14 protein-coding genes are annotated in these 14,692 nt (G+C 60.0%); 6 read left to right on the plus strand and 8 right to left on the minus strand.

What is annotated here, in order from left to right; all coding sequences use genetic code 11:
* Positions 1-615 precede the first annotated feature (615 nt).
* The 4 genes from HV670_RS24005 (at position 616) to HV670_RS24020 (ending at position 2,204) form a co-directional block, all read left to right on the plus strand.
* Positions 616-1,200 carry a PAS domain-containing protein gene (locus tag HV670_RS24005; protein ID WP_175107506.1) on the plus strand — a complete coding sequence of 195 codons (585 nt, stop codon included), beginning with the start codon at positions 616-618 and terminating at the stop codon, positions 1,198-1,200.
* Positions 1,164-1,445, plus strand: coding sequence for a hypothetical protein (locus HV670_RS32315; protein ID WP_425511461.1), 282 nt, complete (start codon positions 1,164-1,166; stop codon positions 1,443-1,445). The genes HV670_RS24005 and HV670_RS32315 overlap by 37 nt, the downstream gene beginning before the upstream one ends.
* A gap of 131 nt (positions 1,446-1,576) precedes the next feature.
* On the plus strand, positions 1,577-1,771 hold the full coding sequence (locus HV670_RS32320; protein WP_175107529.1) for an ATP-binding protein: 195 nt from the start codon (positions 1,577-1,579) through the stop codon (positions 1,769-1,771).
* The gene (locus HV670_RS24020) at positions 1,677-2,204 is read left to right on the plus strand and encodes a response regulator (protein WP_175107507.1); all 528 of its coding nucleotides are present in this window, start codon (positions 1,677-1,679) and stop codon (positions 2,202-2,204) included. The genes HV670_RS32320 and HV670_RS24020 overlap by 95 nt, the downstream gene beginning before the upstream one ends.
* 217 nt (positions 2,205-2,421) lie before the next feature.
* Here HV670_RS24020 and HV670_RS31925 read toward each other — a convergent pair whose 3' ends face one another.
* Positions 2,422-2,655, minus strand: coding sequence for a hypothetical protein (locus tag HV670_RS31925; protein ID WP_175107508.1), 234 nt, complete (start codon positions 2,653-2,655; stop codon positions 2,422-2,424).
* Between the two features lie 451 nt (positions 2,656-3,106).
* On the opposite strand from HV670_RS31925, the gene HV670_RS24030 reads away from it, so the two are divergent.
* Together HV670_RS24030 and HV670_RS24035 are read left to right on the plus strand one after the other, a co-directional pair.
* The gene (locus tag HV670_RS24030) at positions 3,107-4,240 is read left to right on the plus strand and encodes an alpha/beta fold hydrolase (RefSeq protein ID WP_175107509.1); all 1,134 of its coding nucleotides are present in this window, start codon (positions 3,107-3,109) and stop codon (positions 4,238-4,240) included.
* A 15-nt stretch (positions 4,241-4,255) separates the two neighbouring features.
* The gene (locus HV670_RS24035; RefSeq protein ID WP_175107510.1) at positions 4,256-5,941 is read left to right on the plus strand and encodes a putative maltokinase; all 1,686 of its coding nucleotides are present in this window, start codon (positions 4,256-4,258) and stop codon (positions 5,939-5,941) included.
* An 859-nt stretch (positions 5,942-6,800) separates the two neighbouring features.
* Here HV670_RS24035 and HV670_RS24040 read toward each other — a convergent pair.
* From HV670_RS24040 to HV670_RS24070, 7 genes are all read right to left on the minus strand, one after another.
* Positions 6,801-7,784, minus strand: a complete 984-nt coding sequence (locus tag HV670_RS24040) for a UDP-glucuronic acid decarboxylase family protein (protein WP_175107511.1) — start codon at positions 7,782-7,784, stop codon at positions 6,801-6,803.
* A gap of 75 nt (positions 7,785-7,859) precedes the next feature.
* Complete coding sequence (locus tag HV670_RS24045; protein WP_175107512.1) at positions 7,860-8,819, minus strand: glycosyltransferase family 4 protein; 960 nt, start codon at positions 8,817-8,819, stop codon at positions 7,860-7,862.
* Entirely contained in the window at positions 8,816-10,060 is a 1,245-nt protein-coding gene (locus HV670_RS24050) for a glycosyltransferase family 9 protein (protein ID WP_175107530.1), read from the minus strand. The genes HV670_RS24045 and HV670_RS24050 overlap by 4 nt, the downstream gene beginning before the upstream one ends.
* Positions 10,057-11,148 carry a glycosyltransferase family 2 protein gene (locus tag HV670_RS24055; RefSeq protein WP_175107513.1) on the minus strand — a complete coding sequence of 364 codons (1,092 nt, stop codon included), beginning with the start codon at positions 11,146-11,148 and terminating at the stop codon, positions 10,057-10,059. Before HV670_RS24055 ends, HV670_RS24050 begins: the two co-directional genes overlap by 4 nt.
* Position 11,149: 1 nt before the next feature.
* Entirely contained in the window at positions 11,150-12,880 is a 1,731-nt protein-coding gene (locus tag HV670_RS24060; RefSeq protein WP_175107514.1) for a carbamoyltransferase family protein, read from the minus strand.
* A 12-nt stretch (positions 12,881-12,892) separates the two neighbouring features.
* Complete coding sequence (locus tag HV670_RS24065) at positions 12,893-14,080, minus strand: glycosyltransferase family 9 protein (RefSeq protein WP_175107515.1); 1,188 nt, start codon at positions 14,078-14,080, stop codon at positions 12,893-12,895.
* On the minus strand, positions 14,077-14,679 hold the full coding sequence (locus tag HV670_RS24070; protein ID WP_175107516.1) for a D-glycero-alpha-D-manno-heptose-1,7-bisphosphate 7-phosphatase: 603 nt from the start codon (positions 14,677-14,679) through the stop codon (positions 14,077-14,079). Before HV670_RS24070 ends, HV670_RS24065 begins: the two co-directional genes overlap by 4 nt.
* Positions 14,680-14,692: the final 13 nt, after the last annotated feature.

Raw genomic sequence — 14,692 nt, forward strand, 5'->3', positions numbered from 1 at the left:
TCCTTTTTGAGGGGAGTGACGATCGTTCGCTCTGCAGGCCATCATTCGTCGACCGCAGAATGCGAAGCTCAACCGAGCGGCGAGGAGCCTGGAGGCAACTCGCACCCATTCGGGGGCGCTCGGGTCTCAGAACAGTCGTCCTGGCGGATGCGGCGTGCGCCGCGAAAAAGATGCGGCGTGTCAAGGGAGCGCATATCGCGTTCCCGTTCCCGCGAGTACAAGCTAAAGCAACTGACCAAGGCACGCCATCCTGCGTGTGCCTTTGAAATCTCTTCACGACGTCCTCGACGAAGCGGTCCAGTCGCCTGGAATCAAACCCACGCGTGTCTGCGTTGCAATGATAGGGTTACGCAAAAAAGGGGAGCCAGCCGATCGAGAAGGAGGGGAAGGCCAGGCACGCTCGGCGAAAAAAGTCAATTGTGACAATGGGCAATCGTTCCTTATCGGACACATGCTTGGTGTGTCGTAAATTTGGACGCTCGGCATTGGGCTTTCGTCTGACATTAACTCCGCCTTGGTATAAGCTGATTTTTCGTCCCTGGCCGTCTAGGACTCGTCTAAAGGTGGCCATTCCGGCGGAGCGAGCGAAGCCGATCGAGGAGGCATCAGGCGATCATGCAAGCACGTGATTTTCATCTGGACGCCCGGCCGCTCCTAGACGCCTTCCAATTACATCTCGGCGAGAACTCACCCGGCATTTGCGTGGGGTTGGTGGAACTTTTGCCGGAAGCTGTGTACTGCTGCGACCCGACCGGACGCATCACCGTCTACAACTCCGCTGCGAGCGATTTGTGGGGACGGGCTCCGGGTCCGGGCAAAGCGATTTTCTGCGGCTCGTTCAAACTGCTTTTCGCCGACGGCACGCCCCTGAACCACGACAAATGTCCGACGTGCCTTGCGCTCAGAAGGGGGCGCGATGTCGGCTCGGTGGAAGCCATGCTCGAACGCCCAGACGGCACCCGTCGGAATATCGTCATGCACCCGCGATTGGTTCGCGACCGCGACGGTCGTGTCGTGGGGGCAGTCAACGTGTTGATCGACCTCACTGAGCGCAAGAAACTAGAGAGCAAGCTCGCCGGGGAGAGCCAGCGCAAGGACGAATTCCTCGCGCTGCTGGCCCAGAGCTTCGCAATCCGCTTGCACCCATCCGTTCTGCAGTCGAATTGTTCGACAGGGGGGCGGATGCCGCGCAAGCGGTGAAGATCATTCGCCGGCAGGTACAGCAACTGAGCCGGCTGATCAGCGATCTGCTGGATGCCGCGCGAATTTCGCGCGGAAAGCTGGTCATCCAACGAGACACTGTGCCGCCTCTCGCAAGTCATTTCCAATGCTGCCGATGTCGCCGCGCCGCTCATCTCACAACACCACATCCGCCTAACTGTCGAGCATCCCATAGGCGATCCCTACGTCGACTGCGACCCGGTCCGGTTCGCACAAATGGTTGACAACCTCTTGCACAACGCCTGCAAATTCACACCTTCGGGAGGCTAGATCACTTTAAGCGCCGAGGTCGATGGACGCGAGCTTCAGGTGCGGGTCAAGGATACGGGCATCGGCATAGAAGCAGGGGCGCTGGCTGGCATTCGAACTGTTTTCCCAGTCTGCGAACGGACGAAGTCATCGGGAGGGAGGTCTTGGCATCGGGCTTTCGGTGGTCAGGGAACTGGCGGGGGCGCATGGAGGCACCGTATCTGTCCGCAGCGATGGGCCAGGAAGGGGAAGACACGTTTACGCTAATGCTTCCGATTGTTGTCCCGCGTCCGAGGACTGACTCGCCGGAAAACGCAGCGTTTCCTCGCGCGATGACGGGGATCAAGGTCCTGGTAGTTGACGACAACGGCGACGCCGCCGATGCGATGCAAATGCTCCTCAGCCATTTTGGCCATGATGCTTCTGCGGCACACAGCGGGCCGGCGGCGTTGGCATTGTTGGCGCAGGGCACACCGCGGGCCATTATCATCGACCTGCGCACGCCGGGCATGGACGGTTTTGAACTGGCGCGGTGCATACGGGAGCGCGCGTCATTGCGATCGGTCGTGCTCATTGCACTCTCGGGCTATGGTCAGTTGGATGACATAAAGCGCTCGCGAGAAGCCGGCTTTGAACACCATCTGATAAAGCCGGCGGACCCCGCAGCGCTCCTCGCTTTGCTTGACTCCCTGAAACCATTGCGTCCGCAAGGGCAGGCGATACCAATGACCTGACCGAGCGGTTAGAATTGGAGCGGCCCACGACCGGGCGCGGGGCTGCCTGAGCGCGGCGTTCACAAATTTGTCGAGTAGTGTCGATTTCGCCTAGTCCACGCGTCGCCTCCGCATTCATGCCGACCAGTTGGAGCGGCAACTACGAAGATGACTGTTGTCTCGCTCGGCGCGCTCACCGCAACCTTGAGCCGTGCTGCTCGATTGCGTGTCCGTCGTATTAATGGAATCCCGATAAGTTCTTTGGCTCGGCGGGCCGCTTCACGCATACCGCTTCATTGTTGATTAACGCGACGAGGCGACCGCTCAGCGTCTGGACACTCTCGAAGCTATATAGGCTGTTTCGCTGCCGAACCATCATGAGTTGCGTCGATGTCTGTCCGAAGGGATTGAATCCCGCACGCGCCCATCGGTCAGACACGGCCAATGCTTTCGGGAAGAGCGGTTTGAACATCGCCCGCTCCGGGATTTTCCAATGGTCCGTCGTTTATAGACGCTCTGGTGGACCCGAATCTTCGATGACGCTGGCCTCAGATTGCATATATGACACGTATGCGTTGTATAAGGCGCGTTGCACCTGGCAGTGCGCCGAAGAGGCAGAACTCAAGATTTGCACAAGGGCGTGGGCTGGTTGCAGTCGCTGCTATCCGCTGGTCTTTGTCGATGAATGGATGCGCGTGGTTGTCAGGGCTCGCTGGGGCAACCGACTGCGTCGGATTGATGGCGTCGCGCGGCGCTGCTCCATCCACGGCGCGGCACGATCGTTGCGCGAAAAAATGAGAAACCCATGTTTAGTCGCGCGGATCAGCGCAGACAAAGCCATTGGGCACTCACACGCGGGGGCAGGGCGGCCGATTTTCTCCCGACGTTGGTCGTCCTTCCGCCTAGCCATTTGTGGAGAAGTCATGCGCCGCTCTTTCAACAAAGTTGCTGTATCCACCAAGATGATCGGAGCGCTCGCGGCCGCCACGGCTACCGCCGCCATCAGTGCGCTATGGGTCGAACATCGTGCCCGTAAAGCCGAACGCGACAACCCGCCAGACGGCCTCTTCGTCGAAGTCGACGGTGTACCGCTTCATTACGTCGACAAAGGCGAAGGGCCCCCCGTGGTGCTTCTGCACGGAAACGCCGTGCTGCTGCAGGATTTTATTGCCAGCGGGTTAATCGACCGATTGGCTGAGCGGCACCGCGTGATCGCCTTCGACCGCCCGGGTTTCGGCTACAGCGGCCGACCCCGCGACCGGCTGTGGACCGCCCAAGCCCAGGCAGCATTGATACAACGGGCACTCGTGCAAATTGGCGTTGAGCAACCCGTCGTGCTCGGACATTCATGGGGCGCTCTTGTCGCACTGGGTATGGCAGATCGCGCCGCCACAGACGTGCGCGGCCTCGTGCTGATCTCCGGTTACTACTATCCGACCGCACGCGCAGATGTAGCGCTTGCTGCGCCGGCAGCGCTCCCTATCGTTGGTGACGTCCTGCGTTATACGGTTTCGCCGTTGACCGGCCGCCTGTTGCTGAAGCGCACCGTGCAAGCGATGTTCGCCCCGGCACCCGTGCCAGGTAACTTCTTTGAGTCTGTCAAGCGTGAATTGGTGCTCCGTCCAGTGCAAATCAGAGCTCAGGCCGAGGATGCCGCGTTCATGATCCCGGCCGCCGCACATTTCAAGTCCCGTTATTGGAACCTCCAGATGCGAGTCAGTATTTTTGCAGGCGCGGATGACAAGGTGATCGATCCGGATTCGAATTCAGTCCGGCTGCATCGGGCAATCCCCCATAGCACGCTTGTCGTAGCACCAGGCGCCGGCCACATGGTGCATTACGCGATCCCCGCTGAAATCGTCGAAGCGATTGACGTAATGAGCGCGCAATTGTTGCGAGGGCCCGGTGATAGCGATGCCGCCATCTGCGAGACGTCGGCGACAGTGGAAAAGTTGCCAGTTCCGGCGGAGGCAAAACTTGCAGCCGCACTCGCTCGCAGTTCCTCGGGCAGTAATTCGAAGGGGGACAGCGCGACGGCGGGCAAGAGGTTGGCATAGCCAATAGAGGCAAACGTGAACGCTGAAACGCCGGACAGGGGAAAACCGGGCAACACGCGCGTCGAGCCGAACGACGACATGCTGGGAGCACAGGAACTGCCTACCGGGAGTGGGTCGCCAGCCTCTCGCGTTGTATGTCCCGCGCGCGAGGAGATTTCTTCGCTTCAATCTGTGGTGTGGGAAGCGTACCTTGGCCAGCGCCGGTGGTTTGCGTGTAAACACCAGCAGCGCAGCGCGGTGCAGCTCGCCGTATATGCGCGTGCTGATGTTGCTGGATTTGCGTTTGCCGAATTCGAAGTACTGCTGCCCCACGAAGCGGAACGCTACTTTCTGCCGCTTTCAGTTGTGCCGGACCTCAGCGACGTCCCGGAGTCGCATCCGGAGCAGGCGATTGCGCGACTCGACCGGCACGACCACGCCGCCGGCGGTCTTCTTGTCGACGCGTTCGCCGTCCCAGAATTTTCGTGGGGTCTGCTGGCGATGCTGAAAGATCATACGGTTCTCGAAACGCCCGATGCAGGCGAAATTGTTTTCAGGCCAACAGACCGACTCGACACACTCGACCTCGGTGAACGCGAGCTGTCGTGCATCCGCTGGCTGTCGGCTGAACAGAGCAACAGCTCTCTGGTAATTGACGAGAAGGTAGTCCTGAAGCTGGTGAGGCGTGTGGTGGGGGGGACTCATCCAGAGGCGGAAATGACGCGCTATCTGACGGCGCACGGTTATACCCACGCCGGTCCGTTGGTCGGCGAAGTCGTGCGCGTGGATACCGAAGGTGCGCCCCACACGCTTTGTATCCTGCAGGGCTTTATTCCCAATGAAGGCGACGCCTGGAGCTTGTCGCTTGCCCATATGCGACAAGCCGTAGAAGATGCCCGGCGCGACGATGAGGTGGTGGACCGCAATTGTCCCGAAGCTCTACAAAGTCGTATGGACGCCTATTGCCAGCTTTCGGCGAACATCGGCCGTCGCTTGGGGGAGCTTCACGCCGTGCTCGCTTCGCCTACAGAAGAAGAGGCCTTTTCGCCGCAAACGGCCACCGACGAGGACGTGGCTTCCTGGACGAGTGGAACTGTCGAGCTGATCCGCTCAGCTCTCGATATCCTCGGCAGTCGGCTCGATACGCTGAATGATGCCGACCGCGCGCTAGCCAGGAGTCTGCTGGAGCGGCGTACGGCAGTGTTGGACCACGTGCGCGCTGTTTCGCCCGTAGGCGTCGCCCCACTCTGTTTTCGCATCCATGGCGATCTTCATCTCGGTCAGGTACTAATCGCTGACGGCGACGCTTACCTGATCGACTTCGAGGGCGAACCCGGGAGGACCCTTGAAGAGCGACGGAAGAAAGCCAGCCCGCTACGGGATATTGCTGGCATGCTGCGGTCTCTGCGCTATGCGAGCGCAACGGTAGGCGCTGAGTTCGCGGGCCATGGCGAGCGCCTCGACGAAGACGTGTCGGAAATACTTGAAAACTTCTATGTGCACGCAGAGGCCGCTTTTTTGTCGGCATATCACGACGCGCTCGCCATCGCACAGCTCAATGTCGCCGGTGACGAGCAAACCTTTTCGGTGTTGCTCAGGCTTTTTATGCTTGAGAAAGCGGCTTATGAGATCCGGTACGAAGTGGCCAATCGGCCGGAATGGATCGGAGTGCCGCTGCGTGGCCTCAGCGAACTGGTGGACCAGAGTCTCGCCAAGCCTTAACGATCCGCCCTCTTGGTGTCGCTTCTTGTCTCGTGAATGAACAAGCATTCGTCCGCGGTGTGCGCCAACGGGGAATCGGTTCTAACCTCAAAAACTACTGACGTGGACTTTTTTGAGGCCACGCATTGTGAAAGCTGAGACGGCTGCATTTGCGTTTTTGGTGCTACCGAGTTCATTTGCCGGCGTCTGCGCGGCAGGCGACGCGCCCCCCTCGCTGTGGTATGGGCAGGACTCTTGCCAACAATCTCGATCTGCTGAGCCGGGAAGGGATCTGACCTGCGTTTACGGTAATGCTTCCGCTTGTTGTCCCGCGTCCGCGGACTGACTCGCCGGAAAACGCAGCGTTTCCTCGCGCGATGACGGGGATGAAGGTCCTGGTAGTTGACGACAACGCCGACGCCGCCGATGCGATGCAAATGGTCTTCAGCCATTTTGGCCATGATGCTTCTGCGGCACCTAGCGGGCGGCATTGTTGGCGCAGGGCACACCGCGGGCCATTATCATCGACCTGCGCATGCCGGGCACGGACGGTTTTGAACTGGCGCGGTGCATACGGGAGCGCGCGTCATTGCAATCGGTCGTTGCTCATCGCGCTCTCGGGCTATGGTCAGGTGGATGACATAAAGCGCTGGCGACAAGCCGGCTTTGAACACAGTCTGATAAAGCCGGCGGACCCCGCGGCGCTCCTCGCTTTGCTTGACTCCCTGAAACCATTGCGTCCGCGAGGGCCGTACTTGTGTGCGGTTAGTTGGTAGAGCGACTGTCTCCCGCTGCGCGGTCATCTCCTACTCGGCAGGCGATACCAATGATCTGACCGAGCGGCTAGAATTGAGCGGCCCACAACCGAGCGGGGGGCTGCCTAGAGAGCGGCGGCACTCTGCAAGTCGGAGATTTGCCGACGAGCCCGCCGAAAATAGTCGGCCGTTCGCAGCAATCCTTCGGCGAGTCCAATACGCGGTTTCCAGTCCAACAGATCGCGTGCGAGCGCGACATCGGGCTGCCTATGCCACGGATCATCAGTAGGCAGAGGTCTGAATGCGATCTCCGAGTTGGATCCGACCAGTTCAGAAATTTGTCGAGCAATGTCGAGCATTGATACTTCAAAAGGGTTGCCGAGGTTGATGGGGCCAGTGACTTCGTCCGCCGATTCCATCAGCCGAACGAATGCGTCGATCATGTCGTCGACATAGCAGAATGAACGCGTCTGCGACCCATTCCCGTAAACTGTGATCGGTTCGCCACGAAGCGCCTGCATGAAGAAGTTCGAGACCACGCGTCCGTCATCAGGATGCATGCGCGGGCCGTAAGTATTAAATATTCTCGCAATCTTGATCGACAAACCGTGCTGGCGTCGATAGTCGACGAACAGCGTCTCGGCACAGCGCTTGCCTTCGTCATAACAGGAGCGCGGCCCGATCGGGTTGACGTGTCCCCAGTAGTCTTCACGCTGTGGATGCACGCGCGCGTCGCCATAGACTTCACTGCTCGAGGCCTGGAAAATCCGCGCTTTCACACGCTTGGCGAGCCCGAGCATATTGATTGCACCATGGACACTGGTCTTGGTAGTCTGGACCGGGTCGAGTTGGTAATGAACGGGCGATGCCGGGCAAGCGAGGTTATAGATTTGATCGACCTCGACATAGAGTGGAAAAGTGATGTCGTGGCGCATCACCTCGAAATTCTGGCAGTCGAGTAGGTGTGCAATATTGTCTTTCGTTCCCGTATAGAAATTGTCGGCGCATAGAACGTCGTGGCCGAGTGCGACGAGTCTTTCGCAGAGATGCGAGCCGAGAAAGCCGGCTCCGCCGGTCACGAGGATGCGTTTGCGGTACATTTCTTTCATGGTGGTGCCTCGTAGATGATTCAGGGCAAGCGCGCAACAGACTCCAGGTAGCATGCCTTCGTCTCTCGCTCCGGTTCAACGTGCAACGGCGTTCAATGTCTCTGTCCACTCGTGCGCAAAACGCTCTATTCCGAATCGTTCGATCGCAATGCGACGTGCGCCCTCGCCCAGGCGGCGAGCCTCTACGGGGTCGTCGAGCAAGTTGCGCATAGCATCTACGAGGGTATCGACGTTCGTGTCGATGTAGCCGCTCTCGCCGTTGCGAATGACTGTCGCGAGTTCGGTAGTCGCAAGGCCCACAATTGGCATACCGATCGTCATGGCTTCAACGATGGCGAGACCGAGGCTAGTCCAGCGAATCGGATTGAAGAAAAAGCGATACCGCGCGCAGAACGCGGCGAGAGCGGGGTTGGGAATTTCGCCGAGTCCACCCACCACCTCCGCGTTGATGCCGACGAGATCGAGCGGCAACTGCGCTCGGACGTCGGCATACACGTCACTGCCAAGCCGGCGGCCGCGTTTGCTAAGGTTATTGATAACAACTACGCCGCGCCCGAGCTCGCCGCTGTATCGAACGTTGCGAGGAACCAATACCCCGTGCTCGATGACGCGCGTAGGGGTGGACCCGCAATCCCACATCAACTGGTTGAAGTGGGTGACATGTACGATCAGCGTATCCGCATCCTGGACCCAATGGCGCTGTTCGAACGGCTGGTGCTGCGGCGGATCATGTTCGATATAGACGCGCGGTAGGCGCCGCTGCGTGTCGGTTAGAAGCGTGAGGCGGTCGTTATCCCAGTGGTGCCGATGCTGGTACAGGATGACATCGAATTCGTGTAGGGCCACGTCCTCGGCGCGAACCTCATAAAGATTGCTACCCCACGGCAGCGCGCCGGCCGCGCCCGCGTATCCAGGTGGAAAGCCGGGGCGAGTCACAATATGAAACTCGTGCTGAGCTTGGGTGAGATAGTAGAGGTAGTTGCCGTGCACATGCCAGGTCAGCACACGCAGACGCCGCGGAGGATTCTGAGTCATCGTATCCTCGGAAAATGCGGCGATCGGATTGCACGCGAGTGCCTGGCGCGGTAGATAGTCTCCGAGTCGGTCCAGTGCAACGTGGAATCGAGGGCGGGAACAGAGGATGCTCCCAGACCGGGCGGCTCTAGGTTGTCATTTATCCGCGCTGCGTTAGCCCGCCAAGCGACGCGATCGTCTTTTCTTGCCTTCTCGCCGAGCTGTTCAAGACAGGCATCTACAACCTGCGCGACAGTAACATCGAGCGCGCACTCGTGTCCGTACGGGCACTCGGCGAATGAACAAGGACGACATGGAGGCCAACTAGACAAGACGCGATGACGTTCGCGGTCGACGGGCGCCCAGCGACGCGTATCGCTACCCGACGCGATGATCACGCTCGGAGTACGCATGGCTGCGGCGATATGCGAGATGCTCGTGTCATTCGCCACTATCAGGCGAGCCCGCCCGGCAAGTGCTGCCAGGCAGCCCAGGGAGGTCAGGCCCGCGAGGTGAAGCGCGGCGCGGGCCATTCCGCCGAGCACACACGAGGTCAGCTCGCGCTCGGCCGCGGTGCCTGTGATCGCTATCTGCCAGCCCGCGGTGGCCAGTTTGTCGGCGACCTTCGAAAACCGTTCGGCTGGCCACCGGCGCGACGCGAGCTGTGCACCAGGATGGACGAGCACGAGGCGTGCAGGTTTCATCCCGAGTCTTCCGATCAGTGCTTCACTTTCGTCCATATCGCGAGGTCCGAGCGGAATTTCGAGAGCGAATTCTTCTGCTTGCAGACCTAGCTCCTCCATCAGCATTATGTAACGCGAAGGTTCGGACACGTCATCGGGCCATGGAATGAAACAACCCTGCCGCGGCGGCTCTCCGGCTTTGAGGAATCCCGCCTGGAAGCGCGCACCGAACTGCCCGACGATATCGTTAGCGATGCCGCCGCTCCCGTGCAACTGGATCGCCAGGTCAAAGGCGCGCGAGCGTACTAGGCGAACGAAATTGGGCAGTTCCTTGTCGGATTCTTCCTGTTCAGGGAAACCCAACGCGCCAGGAAATACGATTAGGTCGTCAAATACAGTGTCATAACGCTCGATGAAGCTTTGCGCCCACGGCAGGCCGACCAAGGTGATACTTGCGCTTGGATATGCTTGACGGAGGGCACGCAGTGCGGGCATGGCGCAGAGCATGTCGCCAAGCTGCAAAGCGCGGAAGACAGCGATCCGGTTGACGTCGTCGGGATGAAAGAGAGGCGATCTCATGGAAACCACACGCGGAATTTGAGGGCGCCGTAGCACCTCCAGTAGATCGACAAGAAGGGGATCCACATCGAGGTCCACAGCATTTCCAGTACGTGGATCACAGTACGCGACGTGCCCGCCAGACGCCGAAAACAGAACGTCAGGGTCAGGGCGGCCCAAATTAGCGTTGCGCATGCCGCGAGGGTGAAATGGCCCGCGAAGGCGGCGATAAGCGCCGACATTGCGGCCAATAGCACTGCGTAGTAAAAGTGAGGCGCATGTGCGGAAATGTGTGAACAGAATTGTGTAGGATACTTTTTGAAGAGCAACGCGTCGAACTGACTTTTACGTTGCTGGCTCAGGCTAACTCCCCAGCGAGCCGGACGCACGGGATGTCGTACGACCGCGCGCTCCGCACGTCCTATCGGAATGCCCGCGGCCAGCAGTGCGAACTGGAGATCTGAATCTTCTCTCCACGCAGATGTGAAGCGTTCATCGAATCCTCTCGTGCGAATCAAGGCTGCGCGCTCGACAAAGACATTTGCGGTCGCAAATTCTGCGCGCGCGAGGCCACTCGCATCGAGCTCATAATCCGTGGGCCGAGGCGGAAGCGGAACATCGATGTGCCCCACCACCGCCCCCGCGCTGCCGTCAAAGGCGGCTATCCCCTCGCTGAGCCACTGTGCCGCCGGTTCCGTGTCGTCGTCAGTAAAGGCGACCAACGGCGCGCTCGCGATACGCCAGCCCGCGTTTCGTGCGGCGGCCGGTCCCTGTGTCGCTGTGATAGCAAGATAGCGGATCAATGGACCTGCCTCTGCATGTAGTCGCGCCAGTTCGTGCACTGCCTTGCGGGTATCATCGTCAGGACCGTCGTCGCAGACGATGATCTCGTAACGCGAGGCGTCGAAGGTCTGAAGAAGAAGACAGCCGAGGCAGCGCATCAGCAACTCCGGGCGGCGGTAGGTCGGCACCACCACCGAAATCGCGAGGTCGGGATTTACAGAACAAGCCGGTTCGACTGCTGGCCCAGCGCCGGACGGCGACGCTTCACAGGCCGTGTCTTCTTGGGTTTCGGCTGCAGCATTCCACTGGACCCGATAGCGAGTCATGCTAGGCCCCAGTCTTCTCGATTAGGAACGGCCCGATCACAAGCGCGTCAAGTGGAGAAGTCCAAAACGACTCAATCGCATCCCGCGGGGAACACACCATAGGCTCTCCGCGCGTATTGAACGACGTATTCACGAGCACTGGCACGCCCGTGCGGGCGTGAAATGCACTCAGCAATCGGTAGTACAGCGGATGCTGCGTTTCGTTGATGGTCTGTACGCGCGCAGTACCGTCCACGTGCCGGACCGCAGGAATTCGCGAAGCCTTGTCGGGCTGCACATCGAAGACGAAAAGCATGAATGGCGCCGCTTTCGCGCCGACGAACCATTCATGCGCGTGTTCCTCCATGACGACTGGCGCGACAGGCCGAAAGTCTTCACGATCTTTGATCTCATTGAGTCGCCCCTGCATCCCCGCATCGATGGGGGACGCAAGTATGGATCGCGCACCGAGTGCGCGTGGACCAAACTCGGTGCGACCCTGAAACCAGCCAATTACTCTGTTGGTGGCGAGGATCTCCGCCGCCTCGGTGGCGATATCGCCCAAGCGCCGGTATGGGAGTTTCGACCACCGGAGGAAAGCTTCAACTTCATCGTCCGTATAGCCGGGGCCGAGATAGGCGTGGGTCATGCGCCAGGGCCGAGCGCCGTTGCGCCGCTCACAGTAGTCAATCCACAGTGCGGCGCCAAGCGATGTTCCGGCATCACCAGCGGCAGGCTGGACCCAGACGTCCTTGAAGGGACCGCGGTCGCGTATCACCGAGTTCATCACACAGTTCAACGCGACTCCGCCAGCCATCACGAGATTTTTGAGACCCGTCTGGGCGTGAAGCCAGCTTGCGAGCTCAAGCACGGTTTCCTCGAGGACCTTTTGCAGCGAATGCGCGATATCGAAATGCCGCTGCTCGAGCCGATCGCCGCGCTCACGCGCCGGACCGAAGCGTTCTGTCAGGCTCAAGCTACCGACGGTATATCCGCCATTGCCAGAATAGTTGACGATCTCGCGGAATGTATCAAGGTACGCCGGCTTGCCGTAGGACGCGAGCGCCATCACTTTGTACTCATCTGACGAGTGAAGGAAGCCGAGGTAGTCAGTCACCGACTCGTACAGCAATCCAAGTGAATGCGGAAGTTCGATTTGCTTGAGCCGTTTGTACTCGCCGCGGACAAATCGGCCGAGGCTCGTTGTCACGCCTTCGCCGCGACCGTCCATCGTCAACACGGCGGTATCATCAAATGGCGCAGCGAGGAACGCGCTTGCTTCATGCGACAGATGATGGTCGACATAGTGCCAGCGGAACGCGTTTTCGCGGTCCACACAACGGAAGCGCTTGTGGAGATGGTGGGGCGCCCCGTCCAGCAACTGCGCGCACGCATTGACGATGTAGCTAAGAAACAGGGGATCCCAAGGCGATCCGTCCAGATGCGGGCTTGCACGTTTGCCGGGTTTGAACGGCAAAGCGATGGTGGCGTCGGGCTCCGAGGGCATGCCAGGAAACAGCTGCGGATCATATGAGTAGGCTACGTGATCCACATCGGCGAGCGTGATGCCAGCCTCCTTGAGACAATAGTCAATCGCCTCGAAGGGCAATTGCCATGTCGCGAACGGCACAGGTCGTTTCGCATGCTTGATATGGGTAAAGCGTTCATCCTCCGCCGCCGCGATTACATGTCCGTCCTTGACAAGTGCTGCCGCACTGTCGTGATAGACCGCATTGATGCCTAGTGTGTACATAACGATATCGCTTTACAGGGGATGGGGAGGAGACAAAACGAGGCCAGCCGGCTGCGCAGCCGGGCGGCGACGTTGGCTCTGCGACCAGAGTGCGTGGACTGCATCGACTACCGCTTCGAAGCTAACCCCGGTCAGGCAGCGGTGGTGGCCCTCGGTACATACGCTCCGGTAGCACCAGCGGCACTCGACGTCTTCAAACAGCAACCGATGCGGAGTTTGCCAGGGCCCGTGTTGGGGATTGGTTAGTGCGTAAAGGTCGACTACCGGTGTGCATAGGGCGGATGCGATATGCACAGGACCACTGTTGTTCGAGACGAGGACCTGGGCGCCCTTAATCAAAGCACAAAGCTCAGCAAGGCTTAGTAGGCCAATGAAATTGTGGGCACGAGGACAAGTCCGTTGAAACTGATCGCCCAAAGGACGTTCGCTTTCGTCGCCCGTGACGATGACGGTGCAGCCAAGCGACTCGATGATATGCTCGGCGGCCTGCGCGAAACGCTCGACAGGATAGCGACGCGAAGGCGCGGTTGCGCCCGGATGGACCACGAGTAACGGCACGTCGATATCGATACCCCTCGCGGCAAGCTTGACCTCGACGGTAGCCGCGTCGGCAGCCGGCACTACGAGATGCATGCGGGCGTCGTCGACATGCGCGCCGACGCGCTCGACCAGTGCGAGCTGGCGAAGCACTTCGTGGCGCGTGCCGCACTCGGGCTCGGTCTCGGGTGCCCAATGCGTCAGAAGCGCGTAGGGATTTTCCCTGCAGTGGGCGAGCCGGCGCGGAATACCCGCGAGATGACACAGCATCGCGGCCGGCAACGGGTTTTGGCTGTAGACGGTAAAAATCACGGCTGCGTCGAAACGGCCTGCTGCGAGCATTTCCCAGATCGGCGTATCGCTGCCGAGACATGGGGGATGTTTGACCCACGGTGCGTCGTAGCGTATTACCTCGTCGACATCGGGGAGCAACGGCGCGATCGCTGATCCCGCCGTCGACGCGAGCAAAGTTAAGTGGCGTCCCGGCGTCGTGCCGCGGAGTGCATGCAGCGCCGGGGTGGTCATCAGAATATCGCCGAGGTTATCGAGGCGGACACACAAGATACGTTTGACTTCGCTGCCCCAGTGCGTGGCTGGATGGACGTCCGGAACCCGCGGATGGGCGGTGCGATTGGAGACCGTGATCGCCGGTAGGTCTTTCATTTCGCCCTCGCGTCACTGACGACCGTGTATTTTCGAGGCCCGAACGTCCTGCTGATAGCGCAGGCGGCCTGAAAAAGGTCGCCGACGATCAAATCGGGCGTACGGAAGGGGCCGTGCGCCCGGAGCGTCTCATTACCGTTGTCGACCAGAACCGTCTTGCAACCTGAGCGGTTGCCCGCCTCGACGTCGTCGAGAATATCTCCAACGAGCCAACTGCGTGAGAGGTCCACTGCGTGCAGCGCGGCCGCCAGGTAGAGCATGCCGGGCTGAGGCTTGCGGCACGCACAGCGCACCGCATAGATGGCCACCGTGCCTTGCGGATGATGAGGGCAGGTGTAGAAACCCGTGAGGTGTGCACCCTGCTCGGTGAATAGCGCTTCGAGGTGGGCCTGTACTGCGTATAGTGCGCCTAGTTCGAACTTGTCCAGTGCGACCCCGCTCTGGTTGCTAATTACGATGAGTGGCACGTCAAGGCTACCAAGCAGGCGGAGAGCATCCGCCGCACGTGGCGCGAGGCGCATCCGTTCGGGGTCGACGTTGAATGGAACGTCCTCAAGGAGCGTGCCATCCTTATCGAGGAAGACTGCAGGTCGCTCCATCGCGTTCGTCCCT

The organism is Pararobbsia alpina (genome assembly GCF_902859895.1).
GTDB lineage: Bacteria > Pseudomonadota > Gammaproteobacteria > Burkholderiales > Burkholderiaceae > Pararobbsia > Pararobbsia alpina.

Coding starts and splice junctions, on each gene's coding strand:
- HV670_RS24020 (WP_175107507.1), top strand. CDS start 1,677: ATGGAGGCACCGTATCTGTCCGCAGCGATGGGCCAGGAAGGGGAAGAC.
- HV670_RS24065 (WP_175107515.1), bottom strand. CDS start 14,080: ATGAAAGACCTACCGGCGATCACGGTCTCCAATCGCACCGCCCATCCG.
- HV670_RS24045 (WP_175107512.1), bottom strand. CDS start 8,819: ATGACTCAGAATCCTCCGCGGCGTCTGCGTGTGCTGACCTGGCATGTG.
- HV670_RS24070 (WP_175107516.1), bottom strand. CDS start 14,679: ATGGAGCGACCTGCAGTCTTCCTCGATAAGGATGGCACGCTCCTTGAG.
- HV670_RS24060 (WP_175107514.1), bottom strand. CDS start 12,880: ATGTACACACTAGGCATCAATGCGGTCTATCACGACAGTGCGGCAGCA.
- HV670_RS24050 (WP_175107530.1), bottom strand. CDS start 10,060: ATGAGATCGCCTCTCTTTCATCCCGACGACGTCAACCGGATCGCTGTC.
- HV670_RS24040 (WP_175107511.1), bottom strand. CDS start 7,784: ATGAAAGAAATGTACCGCAAACGCATCCTCGTGACCGGCGGAGCCGGC.
- HV670_RS24030 (WP_175107509.1), top strand. CDS start 3,107: ATGCGCCGCTCTTTCAACAAAGTTGCTGTATCCACCAAGATGATCGGA.
- HV670_RS24005 (WP_175107506.1), top strand. CDS start 616: ATGCAAGCACGTGATTTTCATCTGGACGCCCGGCCGCTCCTAGACGCC.
- HV670_RS24055 (WP_175107513.1), bottom strand. CDS start 11,148: ATGACTCGCTATCGGGTCCAGTGGAATGCTGCAGCCGAAACCCAAGAA.
- HV670_RS31925 (WP_175107508.1), bottom strand. CDS start 2,655: ATGTTCAAACCGCTCTTCCCGAAAGCATTGGCCGTGTCTGACCGATGG.